Origin of the sequence: Streptomyces sp. NPDC002896, from assembly GCF_040295225.1 — a bacterium.
Lineage (GTDB): Bacteria > Actinomycetota > Actinomycetes > Streptomycetales > Streptomycetaceae > Streptomyces.
This window is the reverse complement of sequence record NZ_JBEOVA010000003.1, coordinates 266,670-280,200: the sequence shown is the minus strand read 5'-3', so window position 1 is coordinate 280,200 and position 13,531 is coordinate 266,670. Positions and strand designations below refer to the sequence as shown.

General features: G+C 72.7%; 12 protein-coding genes. 9 read left to right on the top strand and 3 right to left on the bottom strand.

Annotated elements, in window-relative coordinates; translation table 11 throughout:
* Positions 1–7 precede the first annotated feature (7 nt).
* The 3 genes from ABT009_RS05950 to ABT009_RS05940 all read left to right on the top strand — a co-directional run bounded on the left by ABT009_RS05950 (position 8) and on the right by ABT009_RS05940 (position 3,314).
* Positions 8–1,381 carry an aldehyde dehydrogenase family protein gene (locus ABT009_RS05950; RefSeq protein ID WP_351289980.1) on the top strand — a complete coding sequence of 458 codons (1,374 nt, stop codon included), beginning with the start codon at positions 8–10 and terminating at the stop codon, positions 1,379–1,381.
* Positions 1,382–1,388: 7 nt separating this feature from the next.
* A complete protein-coding gene (locus ABT009_RS05945; protein ID WP_351289978.1) occupies positions 1,389–2,180 on the top strand; it encodes a 3-oxoacyl-ACP reductase in 792 nt (263 codons plus the stop codon).
* Between the two features lie 129 nt (positions 2,181–2,309).
* Positions 2,310–3,314, top strand: coding sequence for a DUF2510 domain-containing protein (locus ABT009_RS05940; protein WP_351290444.1), 1,005 nt, complete (start codon positions 2,310–2,312; stop codon positions 3,312–3,314).
* Positions 3,315–3,425: 111 nt separating this feature from the next.
* On the opposite strand, the gene ABT009_RS05935 is transcribed toward ABT009_RS05940, so the two are convergent.
* Positions 3,426–4,628, bottom strand: a complete 1,203-nt coding sequence (locus ABT009_RS05935; RefSeq protein WP_351289976.1) for an amino acid deaminase/aldolase — start codon at positions 4,626–4,628, stop codon at positions 3,426–3,428.
* A 1,883-nt stretch (positions 4,629–6,511) separates the two neighbouring features.
* Between ABT009_RS05935 and ABT009_RS05930 the strand changes: the two genes are divergently transcribed.
* Together ABT009_RS05930 and mycP are read left to right on the top strand one after the other, a co-directional pair.
* Positions 6,512–7,639 (top strand): hypothetical protein, encoded by a 1,128-nt coding sequence (locus tag ABT009_RS05930; protein WP_351289974.1) that lies wholly within the window; start codon positions 6,512–6,514, stop codon positions 7,637–7,639.
* Positions 7,636–8,850, top strand: coding sequence for a type VII secretion-associated serine protease mycosin (gene mycP / locus ABT009_RS05925; protein WP_351289972.1), 1,215 nt, complete (start codon positions 7,636–7,638; stop codon positions 8,848–8,850). Before ABT009_RS05930 ends, mycP begins: the two co-directional genes overlap by 4 nt.
* Before the next feature lie 297 nt (positions 8,851–9,147).
* On the opposite strand, the gene ABT009_RS05920 is transcribed toward mycP, so the two are convergent.
* Entirely contained in the window at positions 9,148–10,161 is a 1,014-nt protein-coding gene (locus ABT009_RS05920; RefSeq protein WP_351289970.1) for a serine hydrolase, read from the bottom strand.
* Positions 10,162–10,334: 173 nt separating this feature from the next.
* Here ABT009_RS05920 and ABT009_RS05915 point away from each other — a divergent pair, with 173 nt between their 5' ends.
* Positions 10,335–11,066, top strand: coding sequence for an SseB family protein (locus ABT009_RS05915; RefSeq protein ID WP_351289968.1), 732 nt, complete (start codon positions 10,335–10,337; stop codon positions 11,064–11,066).
* A gap of 93 nt (positions 11,067–11,159) precedes the next feature.
* On the opposite strand, the gene ABT009_RS05910 is transcribed toward ABT009_RS05915, so the two are convergent.
* On the bottom strand, positions 11,160–11,522 hold the full coding sequence (locus tag ABT009_RS05910; RefSeq protein WP_351289966.1) for a DUF1844 domain-containing protein: 363 nt from the start codon (positions 11,520–11,522) through the stop codon (positions 11,160–11,162).
* A 441-nt stretch (positions 11,523–11,963) separates the two neighbouring features.
* On the opposite strand from ABT009_RS05910, the gene infC reads away from it, so the two are divergent.
* The 3 genes from infC (at position 11,964) to rplT (ending at position 13,433) form a co-directional block, all read left to right on the top strand.
* The gene (gene infC, locus ABT009_RS05905) at positions 11,964–12,608 is read left to right on the top strand and encodes a translation initiation factor IF-3 (RefSeq protein ID WP_351290442.1); all 645 of its coding nucleotides are present in this window, start codon (positions 11,964–11,966) and stop codon (positions 12,606–12,608) included.
* 137 nt (positions 12,609–12,745) lie between these two features.
* Positions 12,746–12,940 carry a 50S ribosomal protein L35 gene (gene rpmI / locus ABT009_RS05900; protein WP_062715530.1) on the top strand — a complete coding sequence of 65 codons (195 nt, stop codon included), beginning with the start codon at positions 12,746–12,748 and terminating at the stop codon, positions 12,938–12,940.
* 106 nt (positions 12,941–13,046) lie between these two features.
* The gene (gene rplT / locus ABT009_RS05895; protein WP_351289963.1) at positions 13,047–13,433 is read left to right on the top strand and encodes a 50S ribosomal protein L20; all 387 of its coding nucleotides are present in this window, start codon (positions 13,047–13,049) and stop codon (positions 13,431–13,433) included.
* Positions 13,434–13,531 lie beyond the last annotated feature (98 nt).

Here is a 13,531-nt window from a genome sequence, read left to right as displayed (position 1 = left end):
GCCCTTCTTGTCGTACGAGTCCTACGAGCTCCAGGTACTCAATCCGGCCACCGAGGAGACCGTCGCGACCGTCCCGGCGGCCACCGCTCAGGACGTGGACGCGGCGGTGGTACGCGCCACGGCAGCCCAGTCGCGGTGGGCCGCCCTCGCTCCCGCCGACCGGGCGCGTGCGCTGCGCCGCTTCGCCGTCGTCGTCGACGAACACCTCGAAGAACTGGCCCGGTTGGAGGTCATCGAGGCGGGCCACACCATCGGCAACGCTCGCTGGGAGGCGGGCAACGTCCGCGATCTGCTGGACTACGCGGCCGGGGGAGTGGAGCGGCTGAACGGCCGCCAGATCCCCGTCCCCGGCGGGCTCGACGTCACGCTCCTCGAGCCGCTCGGCGTGGTCGGCGTCATCGCGCCCTGGAACTTCCCGATGCCGATCGCCGCCTGGGGCACCGCCCCCGCGCTCGCGGCGGGCAACGCGGTCATACTCAAGCCCGCCGAGACCACGCCCCTGACCGCGCTCCGGCTGGCCGAACTCGGCCTGGAGGCGGGACTTCCCGAGCACCTCTTCCAGGTGCTGCCGGGGGACGGCCCGGTGGCCGGGAACGCCCTCGTCGAACACCCGGGAGTCGCGAAGATCGTCTTCACCGGATCGACGCGGGTGGGCAAGCAGATCATGGCGAAGTGCGCCGACCGAGTGAAGCGCGTGACCCTCGAACTCGGCGGCAAGAGCCCCAACATCGTCTTCGCCGACGCGGACATCGAGGCGGCCGCCCTCAGCGCGCCGATGTCGTTCCTCGACAACTCCGGCCAGGACTGCTGCGCCCGCACCCGCATCCTCGTCCAGCGCACCGCGTACGACCGCTTCCTGGAACTCCTCGCCCCGGCCGTCGAGTCCGTCGTGGTCGGTGACCCCGCCGACGAGAAGACGCAGATGGGCCCGCTGATCTCCAAGGCCCAGCTGGAGCGGGTCACCTCGTACGTCGCTGGGGACGCGCCCGGAATCCGAGGCACCGCGCCCCAAGGCCCTGGCTTCTGGTTCCCGCCCACCGTCCTCACCGATGTCGACCCGCACGCGCGCGTGGCCGTCGAGGAGGTCTTCGGGCCCGTCGCGGTCGTCCTGCCCTTCGAGGACGAGGATGACGCGATCCGGCTCGCCAACGCCACCGAGTACGGCCTCTCGGGCTCGATCTGGACGCGCGACGTGGGCAGGGCGCTCCGCGTCTCCCAGGCGGTGCGGGCAGGCAACCTGTCCGTCAACTCCCACTCCAGCGTCCGCTACTGGACCCCCTTCGGCGGCTACAAGCAGTCGGGGCTCGGCCGCGAGCTCGGACCCGACGCCCTCACCGCCTTCACCGAGACCAAGAACGTCTTCATCAGCACGGAGGCCTGAGCCACTCATGACCGAGCAGACCGAGCAGCCCATCTGCCGCCGCCTCGTCGGCCGTACCGCCGTCATCACCGGAGCCGGCAGCGGCATCGGCCTCGCCACCGCGCGCCGGCTCGCCTCCGAGGGCGCGAACGTCGTCTGCGGCGACGTCGACGAGCAGCGCGGCAAGGCCGCCGCCGAGGAAGTCGGCGGAACCTTCGTAAAGGTCGACGTCACCGACCCCGAGCAGGTCGAGGCGCTCTTCAAGACCGCGTACGACACCTACGGCAGCGTCGACGTCGCCTTCAACAACGCGGGCATCTCACCCCCCGACGACGACTCCATCCTGGAGACCGGACTGGAGGCGTGGAAGCGGGTCCAGGAGGTCAACCTCACCTCCGTCTACCTGTGCTGCAAGGCCGCCATCCCCTACATGCGGCGCCAGGGCAGGGGCTCCATCATCAACACCGCGTCGTTCGTGGCCAGGATGGGCGCGGCGACCTCGCAGATCTCGTACACCGCGTCCAAGGGCGGCGTGCTCGCGATGTCGCGCGAGCTCGGCGTGCAGTTCGCCCGGGAGGGCATCCGCGTCAACGCGCTCTGCCCGGGGCCGGTCAACACCCCGCTGCTGCAGGAGCTGTTCGCAAAGGACCCGGAGCGTGCCGCGCGCCGCCTCGTCCACATCCCGGTGGGCCGGTTCGCCGAGGCGGACGAGATCGCGGCCGCCGTGGCTTTCCTGGCGAGCGACGACTCGTCGTTCGTCAACGCCACGGACTTCCTTGTCGACGGGGGGATTTCGGGGGCGTACGTCACGCCTCTCTAGTCCCCGCGGGGAGCTCTGGCGTCTGTGCAGGGTGCCGGGCGCCGGGTGCCTGGGGGAAGGGCTTCGCAGGACGGGCGGCGGGCGCGGTGTACTGGCGTTCGCGCCACGTCCTACAGTTCCGGGATGAGCATGACGCCTCCGCCCGGCTGGTACCGCGATCCTTCGGACCCGTACACCGAGCGCTGGTGGGACGGGACCGCGTGGACCGACCACCGGCGTGCGGCCCAGCTTCCCCAAGCGGTCCCGGAGCAATCGGGGTTCTGGCCCAGCACACCCCAAGGAGCCCCGGCCCAGCAGGGGTTCGGCCCACCGGTACTCCAGAACGGGACGTCTGACCAGGGCGGCTCCGGTGGCCCCCGGGCCAAGGCTCTGGCGATCATCGTGGCCGGGGCCGTCCTCATCGCGGCGATCGTCACGGGCGTCGTCGTCCTAGGCACGGGCGACGGCGACCCGGAGGCCGCGGTCTCACCGACGGCCTCGGGATCCGCGCACTCGGCCGAGGAGTCCGGTGGGACACCCTCCGGTACCCCGTCCGAGTCCGCGTCCGAGCCGTCCGCCGACGACCCGTCCATGGTCGTGGACGAGCTCAACGGCATCACGTTCCCCCTGCTCGACGGCTGGGTACGGCCGCAGTACACCGTCGACGACGACGTCGTCATGACGACGGACGGCACATACGACTGCCCGGGCGACAGCGGCGTCTGCCGCCACGGCACCGTCGTGTCCCGCACGGTGACCGCGAACGACGAGAAGTCCCCCGAAGCGCTGGCCAAGGAGGACATCGACGACGCCGCGGACCGTGCCTACGACCGGGACGCGGTCAACAGCAGGCCGTTCAACGGCATCGTGTCGCACCAGCAGGTCAAGGCCGGACCGGTCGCGGTCGCGGGCCGCACCGGGTACTTCGTGCGGTGGCGGGTCAGGACCGAGGTGGGGCCCGGCGGGTACGTCCAGTCGCTGGCGTTCCCGTCGAGCGTCGGGTCCGAGTCCATGGTCATCGTCCGCTTCGCCTTCGACGCGGGTGAGGACGGGCCGCCGCTCGGCGACATGGACAGGATCACCAAGGGGATCCGGCCCATCAACGACGCCGACACGGGCGGCGGCGTCGGGAGCAGCATCGGCCCGACGCAGTGACCGTGCCGGTGCCTGGGCCGCAGGGGCGGCGATCGGGTCGTTAGCCGACGAGGGCGAGGGCGAGGGCGAGGGCGACGGCGAGGGCGAGTCGTCGGCAGGGTGCCTCGTGGCTCAGAGGAACGTGCGCCCCTCGCCCCGGTACGTCGGGGCGGTCGCCGTCACGGTCTCCCCCTGGACCAGGTGCAGCTCGTCGAACCGTTCGCACAGCTCGCCGGCCTTGGCGTGCCGGAACCACACCTTGTCGCCGATCAGCAGATCGTCCGCGGGCCCGCCCAGCAGCGGGGTCTGCACCTCGCCGGGCCCTTCCTGGGGGTCGTACCGCAGGCCCTCCGGCAGATACGGCACCGGCAGCCGGTCTGCGCCCGCGACCCCCGACGCCGGGTAGCCGCCGCCCAGCACGGTCACCACACCCACACCCGGCCTGCGGACCACGGGCTGCGCGAAGAGCGCGGCCGGACGCCCGCTGAACGACGTGTAGTTGTCGAAGAGCCGTGGCACGTAGAGGCCCGAGCCGGCGGCGATCTCCGTGACCGCGTCCTCGGCCGCGGTGTGCTGCACGCTGCCCGTGCCGCCGCCGTTCACGAACTCCAGGTCGGGCGCCACGGCGCGCACGGCGCGTATCGCCTCGGCACGGCGCTCGGCGAGCTCACGGCGGCCCGCCGCCTGCATCAGCCGGACCGCGCGCGACCGCAGCGGCCGTCCGGCGACGGAGTCGCCGACGCCCGCGATATGGCCTTCGTAGCCCATCACGCCGACCAGCCTGAACCCCGGCCGACGGGCCACCACGCGTGCCAGTTCGGCGAGTTGGGCGGGGGAGTGCAGGGGTGAGCGCCGCGCTCCGACTCGTATCCGTCCGCCGAGCAGCCGCAGCGATGTGTCCAGTTCCAGACACACCCGCACCTCCTCGCGGCCGCCGTCCCGGGCGTCGTCGATGAGGTGGAGCTGCGCCGGGTCGTCGATCATCACGGTCACGGCGGCCGCGAGCTTGGGGTCGCTCGTCAGCTCGGCGAACGCCTTCCGGTCAGCGGACGGGTAGGCGAGCAGGACGTCGTCGAACCCGGAACGCGCGAGCCAGAGCGACTCGGCGAGCGTGAACGACATGATCCCGGCGAACCCCTCGCGGGCCAGCACGCGTTCGAGCAGGGCCCGGCAGCGAACGGACTTGCTGGCGACCCGGATCGGCTTGCCTCCCGCCCGGCGTACGAGATCCGCGGCGTTGGCGTCGAAGGCGTCCAGGTCCACGATCGCGAGAGGGGCCTCGAGGTGGGCTGTGGCCCGGTCGTACCGGGCTCGGTCGGTGGCGCGGGCAGTCATGGCCGAAGCCTGCCAGACTGAATTACCGCAGGGTAGGGGGATGTTCCGGGCAGATCGCCCCGGCCTGTTCCGGGCAGATCACCCCGGCCTGTGGACTGGTTCCCGTTCGAGCCGCGTCAGCCCGTAGAGTGACGCGAACGCAGGAAAGAACGCGACGCGCCTGTGCCTGAGGGGCGACAGGCCGGCCCCCGGCCGGTCCGCCCGGGCACCGTGGCCGGGCACCAGGAAACGGGGGGTGCATGAGCGCCGAACCACGACGCGCCCCTACCCCGCCACGCCCGACGACACCTCCCCGTACGTTCGCGGACGACGCGACGTCTCCGGCGGACGCATCGCCTCCGGAGGGCACAGGGTCCGCCGCGGACGCGGCGCCCCTGGCGAGCGGCCCGTCTCCGTCGCGTGCCACGGATAACGGTTTTCCGACGCCGACGCCGACGCCGACGCCGACGCCGAGGTCGACGAGTGCGCCTGCCGGAGGCGAGGAACGGACGGCGGCGGGCCGCCTGGCGCGGGCTCTGGACGAGGGCAGCCCCCGGCCTTCGACGCCTTTGACCGAACGCCCGGACGGCGGCGAACGCCTGCAGAGGAAGGCCGCCGGTGAACCGGTTCCGCGCGTGGCCGAGGACCGCACCCGAGAGGCGGAGACGAGGCAGGAACCGGACCTGGACGACCTGGACCGGTCTTCGGGACGCGGCATAGGCCGGAGTCCGGTGGAGGAGGACCCGGGCCGGATACCTGAGCAGGCGGCGGAGCGAGGTTCGGCGCAGGACACTGACCGGTTGCCTGTGGTGCCGGGGGTGCCGGGGCAGGGCGGGCCGCGAGCGTCGCAGGGGGGCCGGGACGGTGTCGGTTCCTGGGCTTCGGACGCTTCGGACGACCATCTGGTGCGGGGCGAGGCCTGGGCATCGGAGACGGGCCGGTCCCGGGCGGCCGCTGCGGACCGGCCTCCGGCCGAGGGGCAGGGTTCGACGGCCGGCGGGCGCTTGGTGGAGGCGGGCGCTGCGGCGTCCGCGTCTGGTTCGGACGGCCCTGTGACCGATCCACAGGCGGTGCGTAGCGGTGGGCAGGGACAGCTGGCCGGCGGCCTCGCGGAGGGTGCGTGGGCGGCCGCGTCCGCTTCCGGCAGCCTCCCGGCCGCCCGCCGCGCCCCCGTGACGCACGCCGACGAGGGCGGCCAGGCGGCCGGGCGCAGTGGCGAGCAGGCGCAGTCGGCGCGAGCCGGAGCCCGCTTGCCGCGACCGCTGCCCACCTCAGCCGTATGGGAGGGGACCGCACCTGCGGGGCCGCCGCCCCCGGCGGCCTCGGCGCGCTTTCCCGACGCACCGCCGGAACCGACGGGTTCGGTACGGCTTCCGGATGCGTCGTCTGGGTCGGCGGCATCGTTGCGCCCTCCGGAGGCGGCGTCCGCGTCGACCGGTTCGGTGGGCCTTCCGGATGCGCCGTCAGCGTCAGCGGGTTCCGTGCGGCTTCCGGATGCCGCGCCCGCGCCGACCGGATCAGCGCGCCTTCCGGAGGCGGCGTCCGCCCCGGCCGGTTCGGTGCAGCCCCCTGACGCCGCCGGTCCCGTGGTTCCGCCGCGACCGGCTGTCGCCCCGCGGGCCGCCGAGTGGAGCGCCCCCGTTGGGGCCGACGGCGCGGCGCCCGCCGCCGGCGTACGCCCCGTCGTACCGCCGCAGCCCGCCGCACCCCCGAGCGCCGGTGCCCGGGACGCAGCCGTTCCCCCGCCCCCGCGGTGCCCGCCGTCAACTCCGCCTGTGCGTCCGGCGGTTCCTCCGCCTCCGGTTCCTCCGGCCCGGCCGTCTGCTCGGCCCGGGCCGCTGGATCGGCCTGTGCTGCCCGGCCGCGCGGGGGACGACGTGGCCGGACCTGTCACGCCAGGCCCCATGTCCGGGGCAGACGGGCCGACGGGTGGGTCGCCCGGTTCGGGGCCGTCCGCGGTCTGCGAGGAGCGGCCCGCCGAGACCACCGCCCGTCTGCGCCCCATCAAGGACGACAGCCGCCCGGGGAGCGGCCCGGCCAGGGCGGCCGCGTCCTCGGCCATGACGCCGGCCGCCGGTGTGCCCATCGCCGCGTTCCCGGGTCCCACCGGGACCACCAGTACCGCTGCAACCGCCACCCACACCGTCGATCGGACGCCGGGGCCGGGAGCCGGCCGGCCGTTCACGGGCTTCGCTCAGCACGACGCGTACAACCACGACGCGTACCACCCGGACGTGTACGACGACGACACCACGCGGCTGCGGCCGATCAGGGCGCGGAGCCGGCCGAGGGCCGCGGCCGCCGCGGTCTGCGCCGTGCTCGGTCTCGGGCTCATAGGCGGTGCCGTGACGGGGAGCTGGCTGACCGGCGACAGCTCGGCGGCGGCCGGCAGCGAGAACTCCTTCGCGGCGGCCGGCGACCTGTGGCACAGCGTCCCCGTCGACCGGCTCTTCCCGCCCGTCGTCAAGGGCGACGGCGCGGGCCCGGGCGGAGCCGACCGCGTCTGGACGCGGATCGCCGTCGCCCCGGACACCGGCTGCAAGACCGCCTTCGACCCGCTGCTGCGCAAGGCGCTCGCCCCCGTCGGCTGTCTGCGCCTGCTGCGCGCCACGTACACGGACGCCACCCGCAGCGATGTCACGACCGTCGGCCTGCTGTTCACCAAGGCCGACGCCGACGGCATGCGCGCGCTGCACACCCGTTTCGAGGACGAGGGGCTCGACCGGCGCGAGGACCTGATGCCCCGGCCGTACGGGGCGAAGGGCACCGTCGCCGACGACTTCGGCGACGACCAGCGGGCGTCCTGGACCGTCTCGGTGCTCACCGACGCCCCGGTCGTCGTCTACGCGGTCTCCGGCTTCGCCGACGGCCGCACCGTCGAGGAACCGCAGCCCGCCGCCGACGCCATGAAGGCCGGCGCCACCACCGCCCCCGCCCAGGCAGGCCTCGGCTACGAGGCGAAGGGCCTCGCCGACCGTATCGAGCGGAGCCTGCGCAAAACCGTCACCGCGGCCACGGAGAAACCCTCATGAAGCGCATCGCGCCCAGGAGCGTGACGGGACCCGCCCGCCTCGCCGCCACCCTCCTGGCCGCCCCCCTTGCCTTCGTGCTCGCCCTGCTCCCCGCCACCGCGGCCCACGCCGACGCCATCCGCGCACAGCAGTGGGGCCTGGACGCGCTCCACACCCAGCAGGCATGGCGTACGACGAAGGGCAAGGGCATCACCGTCGCCGTACTGGACACCGGTGTGGACGCCACCCACCCCGACCTCGCGGGGAACGTCCTGAAGGGAAAGGACCTGGTCGGCTTCGGCGCACAGCGAGGCGACAAGTCCTGGGCGCAGCACGGCACCGCCATGGCCGGGATCATCGCAGGCCACGGACACGGCGCGGGTAACGCCGACGGCGTGCTCGGCGTCGCTCCGGAGGCCAAGATCCTTCCGGTCCGGGTGATCCTGGAGGACGGCGACCCGGCCCGGAAGAGGGCCCGCGCCACCCGCGGCAACGCCCTCGCCGAGGGCATACGCTGGGCCGCCGACCACGGCGCCGACGTCATCAACCTCTCGCTCGGCGACGACTCCAGGTCGGCCCACCCGGAGCCCGCCGAGGACGCCGCCGTCCAGTACGCGCTGAAGAAGGGTGCCGTCGTCGTCGCCTCAGCCGGCAACGGCGGCGAGGAGGGCGACCACATCTCGTATCCCGCCGCCTACCCCGGCGTGATCGCCGTGACCGCTGTCGACCGGTATGGGACGCGCGCGTCCTTCTCCACCCGCCGCTGGTACGCGACCGTCAGCGCGCCCGGCGTGGACGTCGTCATCGCCAACCCGGACCGCGACTACTACAACGGCTGGGGCACGAGCGCCGCGTCGGCCTTCGTCTCCGGCGCCGTCGCGCTCGTCCGCGCCGCCCACCCCGGACTCGACCCCGCCCAGATCAAACAGCTCCTCGAGGACACCGCCCGCAACTCCCCGGCCGGCGGCCGCGACGACTCCCGCGGCTTCGGCCTCGTCGACCCCGCAGTCGCCATCCGCAAGGGCGCCGACGTCCCGCAGGACGACCTGCGCGCGGCGGCCTACGGCAGCAAGTACTTCGGCCCGGGCCCGACCAACTCCGACTCCGGCGCCGACTCGTCTGACTGGGTCGGCCCGCTCGCAGGCGGCCTGGGCGCCGTGCTGCTGGCGGCAGCGGTGGTGCTGTGGCGGGGACGGGGAGGCGTCCGCCCGGGCCGCAGGGTGTCCGGCTGACGACCCCCTGCACGTGCGTGCGCCCGGCAGCTGGGCCGGGCTTGTCGGGGGCATGCCGCCAGTGCGGGGGCCTGCGTGCGCCCATCAGCTGAGCCCGGGCGGCAGGGCGGCAGGGCGGTCGGCTGACCCGCCGCGCCATGCGTGCGCCCGGCAGCCCCGGGCATGCCGCGTGCGCCTTTCAGTTGGGCCAGGCGTACCGGGTCTTTTGCGGCTGGGCCCGCAACCGCCGCATGCGCCTCGCGGCTGGGCCGGTCATGCCGCGGGTACTCCGCCGTTGGGGCAGGCGGGCCGCAGGCGCTATGCGTCCAGCTGCGCGAGCGCCGAAACCGCCGCCTTTGCCGCCCGTTCGACCAGGGAGACGCCCTTCTCCTTGGACGCGTTGCCGCCGGAGAGGACAGCGACCAAGTACTGCCGGCCGTCCACCGTGACCCGCCCGATGCTGTTGATGTCCCACAGCGCGGTCGTGCTGCGCTGCAGCCAGCCGTTCTTCAGCGCCCACCCGGAGCCGGCCGCGGCCGAGACGCCCCAGTCCTGATCCGTGGCGATGTGCCCCATCAGCTCCTGGATATACGCGCGTGACGACTCGGTCAGCTCCGACGAGGAACCTGACGAGGTGTCGCCGGACGACGTCGACTCCGTCGTCCCGAACACCGCCCGCAGCAGCGTCAGTTGGTCCTCGGCCGTCGTCTGCGTAAGACCCCAGCGGCCGTTTTCCCCGGCCTCCGTCGAGGTCAGTCCCAGTCGCTCGTTCGCCGCGTTCAGACCGTCGGCGCCGCCGATCGCCTGCCACAGTGCCGTCGCCGACGCGTTGTCGCTGTTCTCGATCATCGCCGTCGCGTACGTGCGCTCCTGCGCCGTCAGGTGCCGCCCCTCGTCCTGCGCCTGCAGCAGCAGCGCCGCCAGAATGTCGACCTTGACGATGCTCGCGGTGTCGAACGTCGAGCCGTTCCCGTACACAGCGGTACTGCTGCCCGTGCCGCTGCCGGCGTCATCGTCGTCGTCCTGCGACACCTGGGCGTCGCCGCTGTCCAGCGCGAAGACGGCGACGGACAGCCGCGCGTCCCCGTCCGGGTCCGGCAGCACGTCCGCGAGCGCCTCGGCGAGCCTGTCGTCGGGGTCGACGGTGGCCTCCTCGGTCGGGGTGTCCGACGGCGAAGGATCAGCCGACGCCGTCCTGGTCGCGGTCGCCGTCGCCGACGACGTGACAGCCACGGAGTGCGCGACGCCGACCGCGTCGAGTACCGAGCTGCAGCCCGCCAGCGATCCGACCAGGACGGTGATGGCGCAGACCATGCGTATGTGCCGATGCATGCCCGGATGCTCTGCGGTCGTCCTGTGCGGACGGTAAGACGAGTCTCAGCGTGCACTGAGAAGACCATGAAGACCGCCTGGAGGACCGCCTGGAAGATCGTCTGCCGACGCAGAGGAGGCCGGCGACATGCCGCCTGCTGGTGTCGTCCGACGGCTCGATAGGGTCGGTGATTGTGGCGAACAAGAACATCCCGGACCCCGGCTTCTCCGACGACGACGGCTCGGCCGACCCCGCGCTGAGCGCCGCGCTCGCCGCCTGGGCCGAGGACCGGACGGCCGAGCAGCCGGTGCTGGCGGCGCTCAAGGGCGCCCGGCTGCTGGTCCCCGTCGTCGCCGTTCTCGGTGAGGTCGAGGAGGACGAGAACGGGCTGCGCCGCGAGAAGACCAGCGACATGGCCGTGCCCACGCTCAAGGCGGGCGCGCGCACCGCGCTGCCCGCCTTCACGTCCACCGAGTCCCTGGCCCGATGGGACCCGGCCGCCCGCCCCGTCGCCGTCCCCCTGCACCAGGCGCTCCAGGCCGCGGCCCACGAGAAGGCCGACACGCTCGTGCTGGACCTCGCAGGGCCCGTACCGTACGAGCTCACCGGAGCCGCCCTGCTCGCCCTCGCCGAGGGCCGCACCAGCACCGATCCGCTCACCGACCCCGCCGTCACCGAAGCGGTGCGCACCGCCGTCGCCGCCGAGCCCGCGGTCCTCCGCGCCCACCTCGGCCCCGGCAGCGCCGACGGCACCCTCGCCCTCGTCCTCGATCCCTCCGACACCCCGGCCGAGGCGGTCCGGCGCGTCGCCGAGCGCATGGCAGCCGACGACACACTGAGGGCCCGCCTGGTCCGCGGCCTCGATCTGGCAGTGCTGCCGACCGGGACGACGCCACCGGGCGAGCCCCTCTTCGTGCGTTCCTGACGCGCGTATGCGTGGTTGTGTCTGACGTGCCCGTCTTACGGGGCACTCGGCGCGCGGACCTCCGCGCGCCGAGTGCCCCGTACCAACGACGACTCAGCCGAAGACCGGGCCCGTGTACTTCTCGCCAGGGCCCTGGCCCGGCTCGTCCGGCACCAGCGACGCCTCGCGGAACGCCAGCTGCAGCGACTTCAGCCCGTCACGCAGCGGAGCCGCGTGGAAGGAGCTGATCTCCGTCGCGCTCGCGTCGAGCAGACCGGCCAGCGCGTGCACCAGCTTGCGGGCCTCGTCCAGGTCCTTGTGCTCGTCGCCGTCCTCGGTCAGGCCGAGCTTCACGGCGGCGGCGCTCATCAGGTTGACCGCGACCGTCACGATCACCTCGACCGCGGGAACCTCCGCGATGTCGCGGGTCATGGCGTCGAAGTCGGGCGTCTCGGTCGTGGGGGTCGCGTCGTTCATGCCCCACACGATAGGCCCAGCCGCGCCGGCCCCAGTCCGGGGGAGCCCACGGTGAGACCGCGGAAGCCCACAGTGAGATCCGCGGGCGCCTGGAGTGCGTCCGCGGAAGTCCGGTGCGCGGTGATTAGCCCCGTACCCGGAGAGCTGCTAGCCTTGCGTAATGACCGGTCGGACATCGACGTGTCCGGCCCACAAGTGGAGGCTCCGAACTCCCACCTGACCGCCCCAGCGGGGCGGCGGGTCACCGGTCAGACGGTTCGCCCCAGAGGCGATGTCCGTCCGATGCGCCCCGCGGTCTCGCGACGGTGCTCCGGTAGTGCAAGGAGCCCCGCATGTGATCGTCCGGGGCATTTTTCATGCACCGGCGCGGTTAGGTCCAACGAACACAGACGTTACGCGGCTGTCCGCCAGACCGCCGCGCGGTGCTACCGAGGAGGATCCATCAGCGCCGAGCCCCGCATCAACGACCGGATTCGCGTTCCCGAGGTGCGACTTGTCGGTCCCAGTGGCGAGCAGGTCGGGATTGTCCCGCTTGCCAAGGCCCTGGAGCTTGCGCAGGAGTACGACCTGGACCTGGTCGAGGTCGCGGCGAACGCCCGTCCGCCCGTGTGCAAGCTCATGGACTACGGGAAGTTCAAGTACGAGTCGGCCATGAAGGCCCGTGAGGCGCGCAAGAACCAGGCGCACACGGTCATCAAGGAGATGAAGCTCCGGCCGAAGATCGACCCGCACGACTATGACACCAAGAAGGGTCACGTCGTCCGGTTCCTCAAGCAGGGCGACAAGGTCAAGATCACGATCATGTTCCGTGGTCGCGAGCAGTCCCGGCCGGAGCTGGGCTACCGGCTGCTGCAGCGGCTCGCGGAGGACGTCCAGGACCTCGGTTTCGTCGAGTCGAACCCGAAGCAGGACGGCCGCAACATGATCATGGTCCTCGGTCCGCACAAGAAGAAGACCGAGGCGATGGCCGAGGCCCGTGAGGCCCAGGCGGCCCGCAAGGCGGAGGCGAAGGCTCACCCCGGTCGTTCGCAGAACGCAGCCGAGGAGACCGCCGAGGCCCCGGCCGAGGCTCCCGCCGAGGCCTGATCCCAGGACGCCAGTCCCGGGGGTCCAAGGGTCCCGGGACGCAAGTCCAGGGATGTCAACCGATACATCTGACGCTCCCGTATGCCCGGTTGAAAGACCGGGCATCGGAGCGCCACTGACGAGGAGAGAACGGCGCTATGCCGAAGAACAAGTCGCACAGCGGTGCCAGCAAGCGCTTCAAGGTCACCGGCTCCGGCAAGGTGCTCCGTGAGCGCGCCGGCAAGCGCCACTATCTCGAGCACAAGACGTCCCGTCTGACGCGTCGCCTCACCGGCAACGCCGAGATGGCCCCGGGCGACGCCAAGAAGATCAAGAAGCTTCTCGGCAAGTGACGTCGTGGCCCCCGATGACCGGGGGCCGTATGACGCCAGGACCGGGACCCATTCGATACCGGGCCGTGTGACGACACACCACGGCCCCGCTACAAGGAGTTAAAAAGTGGCACGCGTCAAGCGGGCAGTGAACGCCCACAAGAAGCGCCGGGCGATCCTCGAGCAGGCCAGCGGCTACCGCGGTCAGCGTTCGCGCCTCTACCGCAAGGCGAAGGAGCAGGTCACCCACTCCCTCGTCTACAACTACAACGACCGCAAGAAGCGCAAGGGCGACTTCCGTCAGCTGTGGATCCAGCGCATCAACGCCGCTGCCCGCGCCAACGGCATCACCTACAACCGCTTCATCCAGGGCCTGAAGGCCGCCGGCGTCGAGGTGGACCGCAAGATCCTCGCCGAGCTGGCCGTCAACGACGCCGGTGCGTTCGCCGCGCTCGTCGAGGTTGCGCAGAAGGCGCTGCCGAGTGACGTCAACGCGCCGAAGACGGCGGCCTGACGGCTCGCCGAGCCCAGCGCTCTAACGGACCCGCAGGCCTTGGGCCTGCGGGTCCGTGCGTGTCCGGGCCACGCCCGCCCGTCAGCGCGACGGGGTCG

What these genes read in the sequence shown, in the direction of transcription:
- ABT009_RS05945 (WP_351289978.1), top strand. Translation starts at nt 1,389, where the DNA reads ATGACCGAGCAGACCGAGCAGCCCATCTGCCGCCGCCTCGTCGGCCGT.
- ABT009_RS05940 (WP_351290444.1), top strand. Translation starts at nt 2,310, where the DNA reads ATGACGCCTCCGCCCGGCTGGTACCGCGATCCTTCGGACCCGTACACC.
- ABT009_RS05935 (WP_351289976.1), bottom strand. Translation starts at nt 4,628, where the DNA reads ATGACTGCCCGCGCCACCGACCGAGCCCGGTACGACCGGGCCACAGCC.
- ABT009_RS05930 (WP_351289974.1), top strand. Translation starts at nt 6,512, where the DNA reads ATGTCCGGGGCAGACGGGCCGACGGGTGGGTCGCCCGGTTCGGGGCCG.
- mycP (WP_351289972.1), top strand. Translation starts at nt 7,636, where the DNA reads ATGAAGCGCATCGCGCCCAGGAGCGTGACGGGACCCGCCCGCCTCGCC.
- ABT009_RS05920 (WP_351289970.1), bottom strand. Translation starts at nt 10,161, where the DNA reads ATGCATCGGCACATACGCATGGTCTGCGCCATCACCGTCCTGGTCGGA.
- ABT009_RS05910 (WP_351289966.1), bottom strand. Translation starts at nt 11,522, where the DNA reads ATGAACGACGCGACCCCCACGACCGAGACGCCCGACTTCGACGCCATG.
- rpmI (WP_062715530.1), top strand. Translation starts at nt 12,746, where the DNA reads ATGCCGAAGAACAAGTCGCACAGCGGTGCCAGCAAGCGCTTCAAGGTC.